13 protein-coding genes are annotated in these 14,433 nt (G+C 47.0%); 11 read left to right on the top strand and 2 right to left on the bottom strand.

Annotation, left to right across the window (positions count from 1 at the left end; translation table 11 throughout):
• Positions 1 to 11 precede the first annotated feature (11 nt).
• The gene (locus tag QUF61_RS01045) at positions 12 to 2,243 is read right to left on the bottom strand and encodes an NADP-dependent isocitrate dehydrogenase (RefSeq protein ID WP_289680036.1); all 2,232 of its coding nucleotides are present in this window, start codon (positions 2,241 to 2,243) and stop codon (positions 12 to 14) included.
• Positions 2,244 to 2,570: 327 nt separating this feature from the next.
• Here QUF61_RS01045 and QUF61_RS01040 point away from each other — a divergent pair, with 327 nt between their 5' ends.
• From QUF61_RS01040 to QUF61_RS00990, 11 genes are all read left to right on the top strand, one after another.
• On the top strand, positions 2,571 to 2,801 hold the full coding sequence (locus QUF61_RS01040) for a type II toxin-antitoxin system VapB family antitoxin (protein WP_103921751.1): 231 nt from the start codon (positions 2,571 to 2,573) through the stop codon (positions 2,799 to 2,801).
• On the top strand, positions 2,801 to 3,064 hold the full coding sequence (locus QUF61_RS01035; protein WP_286019525.1) for a type II toxin-antitoxin system RelE family toxin: 264 nt from the start codon (positions 2,801 to 2,803) through the stop codon (positions 3,062 to 3,064). Before QUF61_RS01040 ends, QUF61_RS01035 begins: the two co-directional genes overlap by 1 nt.
• A 194-nt stretch (positions 3,065 to 3,258) precedes the next feature.
• Positions 3,259 to 5,073: an aspartate--tRNA ligase gene (aspS, locus tag QUF61_RS01030; protein WP_289680035.1), complete on the top strand. Its 1,815-nt coding sequence runs from the start codon at positions 3,259 to 3,261 to the stop codon at positions 5,071 to 5,073.
• Positions 5,073 to 5,807: a hypothetical protein gene (locus tag QUF61_RS01025; RefSeq protein WP_103921754.1), complete on the top strand. Its 735-nt coding sequence runs from the start codon at positions 5,073 to 5,075 to the stop codon at positions 5,805 to 5,807. Before aspS ends, QUF61_RS01025 begins: the two co-directional genes overlap by 1 nt.
• Positions 5,804 to 6,883, top strand: a complete 1,080-nt coding sequence (cgtA, locus tag QUF61_RS01020; protein WP_289680034.1) for an Obg family GTPase CgtA — start codon at positions 5,804 to 5,806, stop codon at positions 6,881 to 6,883. The genes QUF61_RS01025 and cgtA overlap by 4 nt, the downstream gene beginning before the upstream one ends.
• 5 nt (positions 6,884 to 6,888) lie before the next feature.
• Positions 6,889 to 8,010 (top strand): glutamate 5-kinase, encoded by a 1,122-nt coding sequence (gene proB, locus QUF61_RS01015; RefSeq protein WP_103921756.1) that lies wholly within the window; start codon positions 6,889 to 6,891, stop codon positions 8,008 to 8,010.
• A gap of 32 nt (positions 8,011 to 8,042) precedes the next feature.
• Entirely contained in the window at positions 8,043 to 8,462 is a 420-nt protein-coding gene (locus QUF61_RS01010) for an SseB family protein (protein ID WP_103921757.1), read from the top strand.
• A 357-nt stretch (positions 8,463 to 8,819) separates the two neighbouring features.
• Positions 8,820 to 9,896, top strand: a complete 1,077-nt coding sequence (gene ruvB / locus QUF61_RS01005) for a Holliday junction branch migration DNA helicase RuvB (RefSeq protein WP_103921759.1) — start codon at positions 8,820 to 8,822, stop codon at positions 9,894 to 9,896.
• Positions 9,893 to 10,306, top strand: coding sequence for a tol-pal system-associated acyl-CoA thioesterase (gene ybgC, locus QUF61_RS01000; protein ID WP_289680032.1), 414 nt, complete (start codon positions 9,893 to 9,895; stop codon positions 10,304 to 10,306). The genes ruvB and ybgC overlap by 4 nt, the downstream gene beginning before the upstream one ends.
• A 117-nt stretch (positions 10,307 to 10,423) precedes the next feature.
• Entirely contained in the window at positions 10,424 to 10,864 is a 441-nt protein-coding gene (locus QUF61_RS00995; protein WP_289680031.1) for a hypothetical protein, read from the top strand.
• Positions 10,865 to 10,900: 36 nt separating this feature from the next.
• Entirely contained in the window at positions 10,901 to 13,534 is a 2,634-nt protein-coding gene (locus QUF61_RS00990; protein WP_289680030.1) for a serine/threonine protein kinase, read from the top strand.
• A 119-nt stretch (positions 13,535 to 13,653) separates the two neighbouring features.
• On the opposite strand, the gene QUF61_RS00985 is transcribed toward QUF61_RS00990, so the two are convergent.
• Positions 13,654 to 14,421 carry an OmpA/MotB family protein gene (locus QUF61_RS00985; protein WP_289680029.1) on the bottom strand — a complete coding sequence of 256 codons (768 nt, stop codon included), beginning with the start codon at positions 14,419 to 14,421 and terminating at the stop codon, positions 13,654 to 13,656.
• Between the last annotated feature and the right edge of the window lie 12 nt (positions 14,422 to 14,433).

Genomic DNA, 14,433 nt, shown 5'->3' with positions numbered 1-14,433 from the left:
CAAGCCAAGCACTACACAAGCGCAGCCAATGCCGCATTCAGCGTCACACTGGGGCGCATTGCCTGACTGATTTTCTCAATATCGGCGTGATAATAACCGCCAATATCAACCGGTTTGCCCTGGGCGGCATTGAGTTCATCCAGAATCTTCGCTTCATTATCACTCAGTTGCTGGGCCAATGCTGCAAACTTTGCTTTCAACTCGGCATTCTCATCCTGATTCGCCAAGGCTTGCGCCCAATATAACGCCAGATAAAAATGGCTGCCACGATTGTCTAATTCATTGACCTTACGCGAAGGTGATTTGGCATTTTCCAGATACTTGCTGTTGGCGGTATTCAGTGCTGCCGCCAGCAACAGCGCATCTTTATTATTGGTTTTGCGCCCAACATCTTCCAGGGTCACGGCAAGTGCCAGGAATTCACCCAAAGAATCCCAGCGCAGATGGCCTTCATCAACAAATTGCTGTACGTGCTTGGGGGCCGAGCCACCCGCGCCGGTTTCAAACAAACCGCCGCCTGCCAGCAAAGGCACGATAGAGAGCATTTTAGCACTGGTACCCAGTTCCAGAATGGGGAAGAGATCGGTTAAATAATCACGCAAGACATTACCGGTGACGGAAATCACGTCCTTACCGGCTTTAATCTGCTCACAGGTAAAACGCATGGCCTGTACCGGAGCCATGATTTTGATATCAAGGCCACTGGTGTCATGCTCAGGCAAGTATTGATTAAGTTTTTTAATCAGATTGGCATCGTGAGCGCGATTTTCATCCAGCCAGAAAACTGTGGAAGAAGCGGTGGCTTTTGCGCGATTGACCGCCAGTTTCACCCAGTCCTGAATCGGCAGGTCTTTGGTTTGGCACATGCGCCAGATATCGCCTTGCGCCACGCTGTGTTCCAGCAGAGTTTGGCCACTGTTATCAAGTACCCGTACCGTACCATTGGCGGGGATTTCAAAGGTTTTGTCGTGGGGGCCGTATTCTTCGGCTTTCTGCGCCATTAAACCGACATTGGCGACATTGCCCATAGTTGTTACGTCAAACGCGCCATGCTCCTGGCAGAATTTAATACATTCCTGATAAATAGTGGCATAACAGCGGTCAGGAATCATGGCTTTGGTGTCATAAGCCTCACCATCAGCCCCCCACATTTTGCCAGAGGTGCGAATTGCTGCCGCCATAGAGGCATCAATAATCACATCACTGGGGACGTGAAGATTGGTAATACCCTTATCAGAATTGACCATTGCCAGTCTGGGACGGGTGTTGTAAGTGGCCTGTAAATCCGCTTCTATTGCGTTGCGTTGCGCTTCCGGCAGATTCTGGATTTTAGCATAGACATCACCCAGGCCATTATTGGGATTCACGCCCAAGTCAGCAAAGGTGTCGGCATATTTTTCAAACACCGTTTTATAATAAACCGTCACCGCATGTCCAAATAAAATGGGATCGGAGACTTTCATCATGGTGGCTTTGACGTGCAAAGACAGCAAAATATCCTGTTCCTTGGCGGCACTGATTTCCTTTTCATAAAAAGCGCGCAAGGCTTTAATGGACATGACCCCGGCATCAATCACTTCACCTGCCTGTACCGGTGTTTTTTCTTTTAACACAGTGCTTGTACCGTCATCGGCAAGCAGTTCAATTTTGACCTCACCCGCTGCATCAACCACCACAGATTGTTCGCTGCCATAAAAATCATCGCCGTCCATATGCGCGACATGTGACTGGGAATCTTTTGTCCATGCGCCCACCCGGTGCGGATGTTTTTGTGCATATTGTTTGACCGCCGCCGCAACGCGCCGGTCGGAATTACCTTCACGCAACACCGGGTTGACTGCACTGCCCAGCACTTTGGCATAACGGATTTTAATAGCGGCTTCCGCGTCATTTTGCGGCGCGGCAGGATAATCAGGAATAGCGTAACCTTGCGCTTGCAGCTCTTTAATCGCTGCGATCAATTGTGGAATTGAGGCGCTGATATTGGGTAATTTAATGATATTCGCTGCTGGTGTTTTTGCCAGCTCACCCAGTTGTGCGAGGGCATCCACTTGTTGTTGTTCGGCAGTCAGATTTTCAGGGAAATTTGCAATAATGCGTCCTGCCAGGGAAATATCACTGCTTTCCACCGCAACATTGGCGGCATGGGTGAATACTTTAATAATGGGCAGGAAAGAATAGGTTGCCAGTGCCGGGGCTTCGTCCGTGAAGGTGTAAACAAGTTTAGATGTTTGATTTGTCATGTATTTTCCTACGTGTTTATGAGGGCGACAATGCTGCCAGACAGTATATAAGCAAGTGTTGTATCAGGACAAGCACAAGGCAGTAATTAAAAGTACGGTTATCATGTGTGTAGTATATTTTTTATGTACACTTAAGTAAGGCAACTCGCAGCGAATAATATAGCTGTTTTGCGGGTCTTTTTACCCGTCTTCGGCGTTACAAAAATAGTTGCATAGAATGATTATGCGCCTGTTTTTGTGCCTTGAAGGCGAATAAAAATCCTGCACATTCCAGGTACATTATTTCTTGCGAGCTACCTAAATGAAACAAAATTTTGGGAGGTATTTATGCAAACAACATTAAATATTGATGAACAATTGATGGCTCAGGCCATGCAAATTAGTGGCATTGAACAGAAAGACGCTTTGCTAGAGGCCAGTTTACGTTTGTGGACGGCGCTTGATGAGGAAATGTTGGAGGATTTATTGGATGCACAGGCGATTCGTAAAGCCCGTACTGAAAATATCAGTGAGGGAACGATTTCTTTGCAAACCTTGAAAGCCAAGGCTGGTTTGTGATGTATCGCATTGCGTTTAATCGTAATGCTGCCAAGACTTTTGAAAAGTTGGAACGGTCTTTACAAAAACGTATTTTGGGCAAAATAGAAGCTTTAGCTATGGAGCCTAAACCATTGGATTCCAGAAAAATTATGGGTATGGATAACGCATATCGTATCAAAGTAGGGAATTACCGAATTGTTTATGATATTTTTGATGAAACCTTGTTAATTGAGGTGTTGCGTATTGGACATCGGCGTGAAGTGTATCGAAACTTAAAATAAATCGCACAATTAAGGATTGCTCATTATGGCATAGCGCAGTATCATTCAGGGTTTTGCTTTGATTTATAACTGATATTACGTAATTCCGCTGCTTTTGGCAGTTGTTTTGGTTTAAACCTTACATTTTCCCAATCGCCAACAATTCAGCTTTTGCGTAACTCCATATTTACAACATATTTATCACAGAGGTTTTCATGCGTAGCCGGTATTGCGGAGAAGTAGACGAGAGTCTGGTTGATCAAACCGTCACCTTGTGTGGCTGGGTTCAGCGCCGCCGAGATCATGGTGGGGTTATTTTTATTGATTTACGCGACCGGGAAGGCCCGGTTCAGGTTGTGTTTGATCCCGATACAGTCGAGGCTTTCGCCACTGCCGAGCAAGTGCGTAATGAATTTGTGCTGCGCATCACCGGGCGCGTGCGTTTGCGTCCGGAAGGTACGGATAATCAAGACTTGCGCACCGGTAAAATTGAAGTGCTGGGCAAGGAACTGGAAATTCTCAATAGTGCGGAAACCCCGCCATTCCAGTTAGACGATACCGATGTGCATGAAGATATCCGCCTGCGTTATCGTTATGTGGATTTGCGTCGCCCGGAAATGCTGGCACGTTTTAAACTGCGCCATCAAGTCAATCAGGTACTGCGCAGCTTCCTCGACAAACAGGGTTTTATGGAAATTGAAACCCCGATGCTGACCAAAGCCACCCCGGAAGGTGCGCGTGATTATCTGGTGCCTAGCCGCACCCATCCCGGCGAGTTTTTTGCGCTGCCACAATCGCCGCAGTTATTTAAACAATTACTGATGATGTCGGGTATGGATCGTTATTATCAGATTGTACGTTGTTTCCGTGATGAAGATTTACGTGCAGATCGCCAGCCAGAATTTACCCAGTTAGACCTGGAAATGTCTTTTGTGGATGAGCAGACACTGCGCGATCTGATGGAAAACATGATGCGTAATCTGTTTAAAACCATCATGGATGTGGATTTGCCGGAAAGCTTCCAGACCATGAGCCATGCAGAAGCCATGCGCCGCTTTGGTTCGGATAAACCGGATTTGCGCAACCCGCTGGAACTCACTGATGTCGGCGATCTCATGGCTGGCGTGGAATTTAAGGTATTTTCTGGCCCGGCAAATGCTGAGGATGGACGGGTTGCCGCGCTGCGCGTGCCTGCCGGTTGCAAATTGACCCGCAAGCAAATTGACGCATATACTAAATATGTCAGTATCTACGGTGCTAAGGGTCTGGCTTATATCAAGGTCAATGCAGTTGAAAAAGGCCGCGAAGGTTTACAATCACCCATCCTTAAATTCCTGCCAGATGATGTCGTGAATGCAATTGTCGAGCGCACTGGCGTGGAAAATGGTGATTTGATTTTCTTTGGTGCGGACAAAACCCATATCGTCAACGAAGCTTTAGGCGCTTTACGCCTGAAAGTGGGCGAAGATATGGAACTGGTGGAAGCGGGTTGGAAAATCCTCTGGGTGGTGGACTTCCCCATGTTTGAATGGGATCCTAAGGAAAAACGCTGGTTTGCCATGCATCACCCCTTCACCGCGCCAAATACGGACGACATCGCCAGCTTAAAAGCCGATCCCGGCAAAGCCTTGTCGCGGGGTTATGACATGGTGCTTAACGGCTCTGAAATCGGTGGTGGTTCGATTCGTATTCATCAGCCGGAAATGCAATCAGCCGTATTTGAAATGCTGGGCATTGCTGAAGAAGAAGCCGAAGAAAAATTTGGCTTCCTGCTCAATGCGCTGAAATACGGTTGCCCACCGCATGGTGGCGTGGCCTTTGGCCTGGATCGTCTAGTCATGTTAATGACGGGAGCCAGCTCCATTCGTGATGTGATTGCCTTCCCTAAAACCCAGACTGCCAGTTGTCTGCTAACCAGCGCACCATCAGATGCCGGTAGCGGTCAGTTGCGAGAACTGGGTATTCGTCTGCGCCAAAAACCCCAGGATCAGCAAGCTCAAGACCCGCAAGCCCAGGAAACTCAATCCTGATGGCTGAGGAGGAAGAAACCACCGAGGTAGGCTCTGATGATAATCCGGGCCTGCTGGAAAGAATTAAAAAAATGAACAATAGCACGAAAGTGTTTATTGTCGTGGCTTCAATTATTGTGTTGGTTTTTTCCTCCGTAGTGTATTGGCTATTGGTAGAAAACGCTAAAGAGAAAGAGAAAGCTTTAAGTAATGAGGGGGACAAAAAGCCAACCCCGGTTGTGATAAAACCTGAAGACAAGAAAATACCACCCGTTGTGACGATAGCGCCTCCGGAAACAACAAAACCGGATAAAAAGCCGGATAAAAAGCCGGATAAAAAGCCTCCGCCGACACCACCTCAGCCCACGCAACAACAACAAAATCAGGCCATGTTAGCTGATACCACCCAAAGCTGGTTGGCAACCGTGAAACTAGTATCTGATATGGAACAGCAACAGGCAGACTTGTTACAAAACTTGATGCAAAAAGTAGATGATAAAACAACGCCATCGCTAAGCGTTCAGTCGATCACGCAACTGCCAACGCCGACAAGCGCACATAATAAAGGCATTCAGGCGTTGCACATACCTACGCCGAAACCATTTATTGCAAATAAACCCTTGGTGCCAAATACAATGAACAAAATCCACGAAACCAACTGGATGCAGGTTTTTCAATCCATGGAGCAGTTGATGTCAGTGCATCAACAAAGCATGTTGCGCTGGTCGCAAATTTTACAGGAGCAAACACAATGAAATTTGTCGATGAAGTCACGATTGAAGTGCAGGCAGGTAAAGGCGGCAGTGGTTGTTTGAGCTTCCGTCGGGAAAAATTCATCCCTTTTGGTGGCCCCGATGGCGGAGATGGCGGAGATGGCGGCAGTATTTTTCTGCAAGCAGACAACGCTCTCAACACCCTGGTGGATTTTCGTTTTAAGCGTTTATTTCGCGCACAAAATGGTCAACCCGGCATGGGTAAGCAGCGCACGGGAAAAGGTGGCGAAGATTTTTATATCAAAGTGCCAATTGGCACGGTCATCCACGAAGCTGACACTGGCGAGTTCATCGGTGATCTGACTGAAGATGAGCAGGTTATCAAAGTGGCTCAGGGCGGTTTTCATGGCCTGGGTAACACACGCTTTAAAAGCAGCACCAATCAAGCCCCACGGCAAACCACCCTGGGCAGTGAAGGTGAGCAGCGGCGCTTGCGCCTGGAATTGCAGGTACTGGCTGATGTTGGCCTATTGGGTATGCCCAATGCCGGTAAATCGACTTTAATTCGCGCCGTTTCCGCCGCGCGCCCGAAAGTGGCTGACTACCCATTTACCACCTTACATCCCAATCTGGGCGTGGTGAAAGTTGAAGCCCACCGCAGTTTTGTGATGGCAGATATCCCTGGTCTTATTGAAGGTGCGGCAGAAGGCGCGGGGCTGGGCATACGTTTTCTAAAACACTTATCACGTAACCGTTTATTATTACATCTCATTGATGTTTTGCCTGTTGACCAATCAGATCCGGTGGCAACAGCGCATACCATTGTTAGTGAACTGGAAAAATATAGCACTGATTTAGCGACGCGGGAACGCTGGTTGGTACTCAATAAACTGGATTTACTGCCAGAAGATGAGCAAGAAAAACATTGTCAAGATATTATTCAGGCCTTAAATTGGGAAGGACCGGTATTTAAAATATCAGCCATCTCAGGACAGGGTTGCCAACGCTTATGTGGTGAAATTATGAATCATCTTGAACAGTTGATGGAAAATCAAGCACTGGAAGAACAGACGCAAGTGGCAGACAGTACCGAGATGGATGCTGAAAATGGAGCATAAGCCTCATGAAAAGACCGCACACAGGAATTAAACAGCGCTGGGTTATTAAAATTGGCAGTGCCTTGATTACGGCGGAAGGCAAAGGTATTGATCAAGTCGCGATACAGGACTGGGTAAAACAAATCAGTCAATTATGTGATGATGGACATGAAATCATTCTGGTGTCTTCCGGCGCAGTTGCAGAAGGCATGGCGCGATTGAACTGGACAGAGCGCCCAGCAGAATTATTTAAATTGCAGGCTGCCGCTGCGGTTGGGCAAATGGGCATGGTGCAGAGTTATGAGTCTTTTTTTCAGGCACAGGGGCGGCATACGGCGCAAATTCTGCTGACACATGATGATCTTTCCAACCGGGAGCGTTATCTCAATGCCCGCAGCACGCTGTGCAGCTTGTTAGAACTGGGTGTTATCCCCATTATTAATGAAAATGACAGCGTGGCGACCGAAGAAATCCGCTTCGGTGATAATGACTCGCTAGGTGGTTTGGTAAGCAATTTAATTGCTGCTGATTTTCTGGTGATTTTAACGGATCAGGCCGGTTTATTCAGTGCCGATCCCCGTACTGATCCCGATGCCGAATTAGTCAGCGAAGGCCTGGCCGATGATCCCAAGTTACTGGCAATGGCCAGCAGCGCGGGCGGCTTACTGGGACGCGGTGGTATGCAGACCAAACTACGCGCTGCGCATTTGGCGGCGCGTTCCGGTGCATCAACCCTGATTGCCTATGGTCGGGAAGCGAATGTATTAACCCGTCTGGCAAGCGGAGAACCCATTGGCACCTGGTTATATCCCAATCAAGCCCCCATTACTGCACGTAAACGCTGGCTGGCCTCGCACCTGCAAATGCGCGGTTGCGTTTACCTGGATGAAGGCGCGGTTTTGATGTTAAAAGAAGCCGGGAAAAGCTTGCTTGCCGTGGGTGTCACTCAAGTAGAAGGGGATTTTAAGCGCGGTGAGATGGTGCTGTGCCTGACACCAGAGGGTAAGGAAATCGCCCGTGGCCTGATTAATTACAGTGCTGAAGAAACCTGTAAAATTATGGGTCAGCCCAGCAAAAATATTGAGTCCATTTTAGGTTATGTGGATGAACCGTCTTTGATTCATCGTGATAATTTGGTACTTGTCTGATTTTGATTTTTTGATAAGGAAATAGACAGCTTATGCAGACAGAAGATTTTAAGGTCAGCAATGATCTGGAAAAAAAACTGGTTCAAGCCCAGGAAGGGGAAATTTCCGGTGAGCAATTCATGCTGGAACTATTAGATACTCAGGTTTTTATGCCGGTATATGATAAACATCAGGTGGCGGGACTGCAAACCAGTAAAAATGCCGTACCGCTATCGCTAAAAAGTGATGATGGTGAAGAAGCCATTGCCGTATTTACCAGCCCTGACCGGGCGCAGCCTATTGTTGCCGATTTTCCAGGTTATGGTAGTGGCGGTTTATTGGTGGAATTTAAGTGGGTATTGGAAAAAGTTGCTGGCGGTTACGGCGTTGTACTGAATCCTGGTTGGCCTGTAGGTATTGAACTGGCTTCGGAGATGGTGGAACAGTTGCGCCAGAATCCACAAGGTGGATAATTGATACCCAAAGTAGTCGATGCAACTGGTGATCATGTTGCCGGACAGCCTCCCAGGAGGCTGTCCGAGAACACAAGACCTGCGGCTGGTTTTGCCATAAGACAGGTTGCTCAGCAGTCGCCAGTTTTTGTTAAAATACTGCTCCCATTCCAATTCCACGCCGTCCTGCGTGATGTCACAAAAATTAATAAATGAGTTCTCTTTTTCCGTAAATCAAGTGGAGTTTTTGGAATCGGGATAAGTGATGTTATCCCTAAATATTACTTGTTCAGTGTACAATAGCCCATTTTGATCGCTGGAGAGCAGAAAATTGAAATTTGGTTCAAATAATAAACAAAAATCTATTTCTGTATCAATATGAGCATTGAAACGGATCGTTTAATCACCGCAGAAACGACTACCCCGGAAGAGCAGCGCATCGACCGGGCAATCCGTCCCCGGCGGTTGCAGGATTATGTCGGTCAGCCAAAAGTGCGTGAGCAGATGGAAGTATTTATTCCTGCTGCGAAAAAACGTCAGGAAGCATTGGATCATGTGCTGATTTTTGGGCCGCCAGGACTTGGTAAAACTACGCTATCACATATTATTGCCTATGAAATGGATGTCAATCTACGCCAGACTTCCGGGCCGGTGTTGGAAAAAGCCGGTGATTTAGCGGCCTTGCTGACCAACCTGGATGCCAATGATGTGTTATTTATTGATGAGATTCACCGCCTCAGTCCAGTAATTGAAGAAGTGCTGTATCCAGCGATGGAAGACTATCAACTGGATATTATGATCGGCGAGGGACCGGCGGCGCGTTCGATTAAAATTGATTTGCCGCCGTTTACGCTGGTGGGCGCAACCACCCGTAGTGGTTTGCTAACTTCTCCCTTGCGTGATCGCTTTGGCATAGTGCAGCGTCTGGAATTTTATGATATTGAACACCTGACGCATATTGTGCAGCGTTCAGCCGGGATCTTAAATACCCAAATCAGCCCGGAAGGTGCGCATGAAATCGCCCAGCGCGCGCGCGGCACGCCGCGTATTGCCAATCGTCTGTTGCGCCGGGTGCGCGATTATGCGGAGGTTAAAGGCAATGGTGAAATCAGTCAGGAAATTGCGCAAAAAGCATTGAATATGCTTGATGTTGATACTTATGGGCTGGATATGCTGGATCGTAAGTTATTGTTATCAATTATGCAGAAATTTGATGGCGGGCCAGTAGGCCTGGACACGCTGGCAGCCGCTATTGGTGATGAGCGTGGTACCATTGAAGAAGTGATAGAGCCGTATTTATTACAACAGGGATTTTTAATGCGTACACCACGCGGTCGCGTTGCCACCCGCATGGCATGGGCACATTTTGGTTTAACTCCACAATTGGACAAAAACCGGGCAATGCCCACTGGCGATGCTCCAGAGATTATTGCGACAACAAGTGATACGCCATGAACAAAGTCTTTGAATGGCCGGTACGGGTTTATTATGAAGACACCGATGCCGGTGGCGTGGTCTATCATGCCAATTATCTGAAATTTATGGAGCGCGCCCGCACTGAATGGCTGCGTGCGTTGGGATTTGAACAGGATCAACTGCGTCAGGATTATCAGCGGATATTTGTCGTGCGTGCTTTAAGCATTGAATATCTGTCTCCTGCGCGTTTTAATGATGCCCTGATTGCCACCGCAGAAATCACTGAAATCGGTAAAAGTAAGTTGGAAATGCAGCAATATATCTTGTCACATGAGCGTGAGCGGATTTTGACTAAAGGCCAGGTGCAACTGGTGTATGTACATAGCGAAAGTTTTCGCCCACAACGGATTACGCCTGTCATTTTAGATGCTGTTAATAATCCGTTATGAATATTTGAATTTTCTCGGCATAGTTCACTTGCAGTGAATATGCTACCCTATTACTGAATAACTGAGAATATTCAGATAACTAAAAATAGCCATTTGAGGCAAAAAGGCAGGCACCGTATGTATATTCAATACCACAGGGGTATATGGCCCTTACTTTCCATTTTGATTGCCTTAAGCGGATGTATCCCGGAAGAGTTTCGTCCGGCGACAGGAGAAGAAACCGATCCTGTTAAATCAACAGATAGGGCTAAACCAGTTAAAACCACGGCAACTGTAAAGCCAAAAAAAGCACTTGGCACACCTAAGGTGAAAAAAGCCAGGAAACCCAGCAAAGCCAAGAAACCCGGTGAGGTAAAAAAATCTGAGCAGATCTGTCAGATTACTTTAACAGCACCCAGAAATACGGCGGCTGAAAATTATTATGTCAAAGGTGAACGCTTTTTTAACAATAACGAAGTCAGTAAAGCAAAAAAAGCTTTAAAGACCGCAACTTGCCTGAACCCTGAGCACAAGCAGGCAAAAGAGTTATTAGAGCTGTTACAAGCGACTTATCCATAAACAAACTTTTGGCACTGCCTGAAGGTAATAAAAATCGTGGACGATTTCAAAGCCGCACTTGATACATTTATCCGGGGTGAAACCGGATTTGGTCAACTGATCCGCCTGCTTGCTGAAACCCTGGATAAAAATCCTGAGCATCTAGTTGAATTACGCAAGCATATCGATACATTGCGTGATTCCCGGCAATTATCCATGCCGGACTATGCTAAGCTGGATATGCAATTACAACAATATGAAAAACATGCATCAAGCGGAAAGTCTGAAACCCCGGATAACCGTGCGGATTGGCGCGCGCCAGCGCAATGGCAGGATGGCTGGAATAATGAAGCGCAAGCAATATTAGCCACAGATAGCATTATTAAACAGGCATATCGCTTAAAAGAAGCCCTGCCAGATAGTCTCTCAGGAGAAACCTGGCGCGCAGTTGATTTAGCGCCCGAAGGACAGCAGACTGGTCGACGCAGTGTTGTGCTGCATTTTTTGCAAGCTGAGTTAAAATGTTGTCCCCATGCTATCAGAATGTTTAGCACCTGGTTTGAACATTATCAGCATCTGGAGCATCCTCATATCAGCCCGGTTTATGAACTTGGGCGTGCAGGCAGCAGCGTGTTTATTGTTGCTGAACCCCCGCCGGGGCTGTCTTTATTTGAACTGCTGGAAAAAAATCCCGCTGGTCTGCCCCTTGCCGAGGTTAAGATTATCTTGCAAGGCGTGACGCTTGCCGTTGAATATGCACATGCACACGGTGTTGCCCATCTTGCGCTCACATCACATAGTATTTTTTATGAACCCGTGCAAAAAACAATCAAAGTACTCGACTTTGGGCTGATTCGTTTGCTGCGACAGGTGGCGCAAGAACAACCAGATGCCGTGGCGGAAAAGACCCTCAATAATATTGATGCCTATCTAAGTTGTGAGATGTTAACGGAACTGGATAGCGCAACACGTTGCAGCGCGGTTTATACCTTAGCTTGTCTGGCTTACGAGCTATTATCCGGGGTGCATCCTTTTGGTCGAAAAGCCTGCCCTGAAGCCAGTTCCAAGAACTTTTTACCAACCCAGCTTAAAGTGCTGACAGCAAAACAATGGTCTGCCTTATCCCAGGGTCTGGTTTTTGATAAACAGCAACGCACCCAAACACCCGATAAATTTTTTGCAGCCTTGTTTCCTCAAAAAACTCATGCTACGGCCTTAAAATTAGGCGCTGCTTCACTGGCTGTGATATTACTTGCCGGTACATTTTGGTTCTATTTTTTCATCTGGCAATACCAATCCGTCAGAAACGGGGTGCTGACAGGTCAAGAAAATAGTATCAGCCATTTGGAAACGCGGCCTCCAGCATTTCAAAAAGCCGTTTTAAATACGGATGATGGTGCAGTTAAAAAAGCACTGGTTGATTTTTATACTCAACAGTCCGAAGAAAACAAGGCTGGAAAAACAGTTTTTTCCTATCTGGAGCAAGCTTTTTCACCACAAATCAGAAGCTTAATTTTGCAAGATAGTGATGTCCAGGCACAGGTAACAGCGCAGTACCTGCAAAAAATCACCGCTGCCAGTGTTGCAGATAAGTTTGAGCAGGCCACGGCATACCTGGCTGAATTAGATGCAATGTATCCTGATGCGCAACGCTTAAATATGCAGCAACAAAAAATTCAACAGGAAAAAGCGCAGCGCCTGCAAAACCTGACCCAAAAATACCAGGACTGTCTCAGCGTTATTCAAGCGCCCTTGCATGATAGAACCCCTTGCCTGACGGAAACCCGGCAACAGATTAGGCGCATTGCACCACAGCATGAACAATTACAAGACCCCGCATTAGCACTGACCTACCGAACCGAGGCTGAGAAGCTGCTCACCAGCAAAGCCTATGATCAAGTCAAGGTTTTACTTGCTGATTGGCAACAACTGTTACCTGAAGCCTCACCTGAGCGAGACAGTTTGCAATGGAAATTGGAGCGCAGCCAGCTTGTTGGTGATTATCTCCAGCAGGAAGATTTTAGCGCCCTGGACAAAGCATTAAATGAAGCTTTAACCTTATATCCTGAATCTCCCAGCTTTAAAGCTTATCAGCAGGAAATCAATGCGCACCGGCAGCGCTTGTTAAACGATCTGGGGCAAAAATATCAAGCTTACCGTGAGCAGGGGAAGTTGTTGCCAGATGATGCCGGTGAAGACTTGTTTGATGTGCGGACGCGGATAATGCATATCGACCCGACACATCCTTTATTGCGTGATGCCAAGCTGCACAAGGTATTCTTTGACAGGGTGGTTGAGTTTGCGGCAAAAGATGAAGATTCCCTGCCACATCTCAAAAAACTGGTGCTGACATGGCGCACCCTGTTCAGTGCCGAGACGAATTTTACACCCGCAGATCAGGAACAATTTGAGCGGGCGGGTAATCGCATTGCACTGCGTTATTTACTGAAAAGTCAGAAATTAACTGAGCAGGGTCAGCAAGAACAAGCAATGGCTTATCTTGAATTTGCCCTGACATTAAGTCCGGCAGACAGTGTAAGCGAAAAGCTCAATGCAGCATTGAGCGTACTGCAACAACAGGTAACGGCACAGCCTGAGATACCGATTCAAGCAGAGGAGCCAGAGACAGCGGAAACATCTGCACCAGTGCTGCAAGAAAAACCTATAGCACCCGTCACTTCCCCGGATTAAGGCGGCACTAGTTGCTTCAAGCCAGCACCGCCAGAAAAAGTAGCAAGGCATGAATTGGTTTTGTGATGAGTACACGCTCGACCAGACATTCCGCCTTCCTCAATCAAATTCAGCTTATTCTACTGGATGCCTGATTGTTTAAAATCTTCCAGCATTTTCATCAGATCACCGCTGAGCGGGGTGCGCATGGTAAAGCGCAGGTCTATGCGGCGGTTTTTCTGGCGTATTTGCGGGGTAAAATCATTTTTGAATAAACGCCGGGTGGCAGCATAACCGCTGACTGAAAACAATGGTTTGCCCTGACGATTTTTCATGCGTTTAAATTGTTTTTGAGCACCGGGTTTTTCGCTCCAGAATTTCCATAGTGCAATTGCACGATAGGTGGATAAGCCCCAATTGCCCATATCTGAATGCGTCAGTGGTTGGCTATCGGTATGGCCTTCAATAAAAATGGTATCAATAAGATTTAAGCGTCCCGAAGCGTGCAAGGCTTTTTCCAGCACGCCACCAATGAGAGACACGGTTTTGTATTTAGCCTCCGGGATTGTGTAGTGACCGGATTTAAAATGGAGTTGAGTTTCTGGAATACTGAGTACAGAGTAATTATCAGTGATTTCCACCTGCACATTTTGCAATGCCAGCTTGCGTTTCACCTCTTCCAATAATTCCCGGCGCATTTCTTCAACCTGCGCTAATTCAAGTAAAGCTTGTTGTACTTTTTGGCGGGTTTCCTGGGCTAAATCAGTTTGTTGATCCAGTTTAATCATCAAGGCGATCAATGCCAAAATAAAAATAGCCAATAAACCCGCGAGAATATCAGAAAATGATAAAAGGTAAGGATTTTCTTCTTCTGCAATATCTGAAGCAGGGGGGGGACGATGAAACAAAAAATGGGGTTC

The sequence above is a fragment of the Candidatus Venteria ishoeyi genome, from assembly GCF_030378065.1.
GTDB lineage: Bacteria > Pseudomonadota > Gammaproteobacteria > Beggiatoales > Beggiatoaceae > Venteria > Venteria ishoeyi.
The sequence above is the reverse complement of the archived record's forward strand: the minus strand, read 5'-3'. Positions and strand labels throughout refer to the sequence as shown.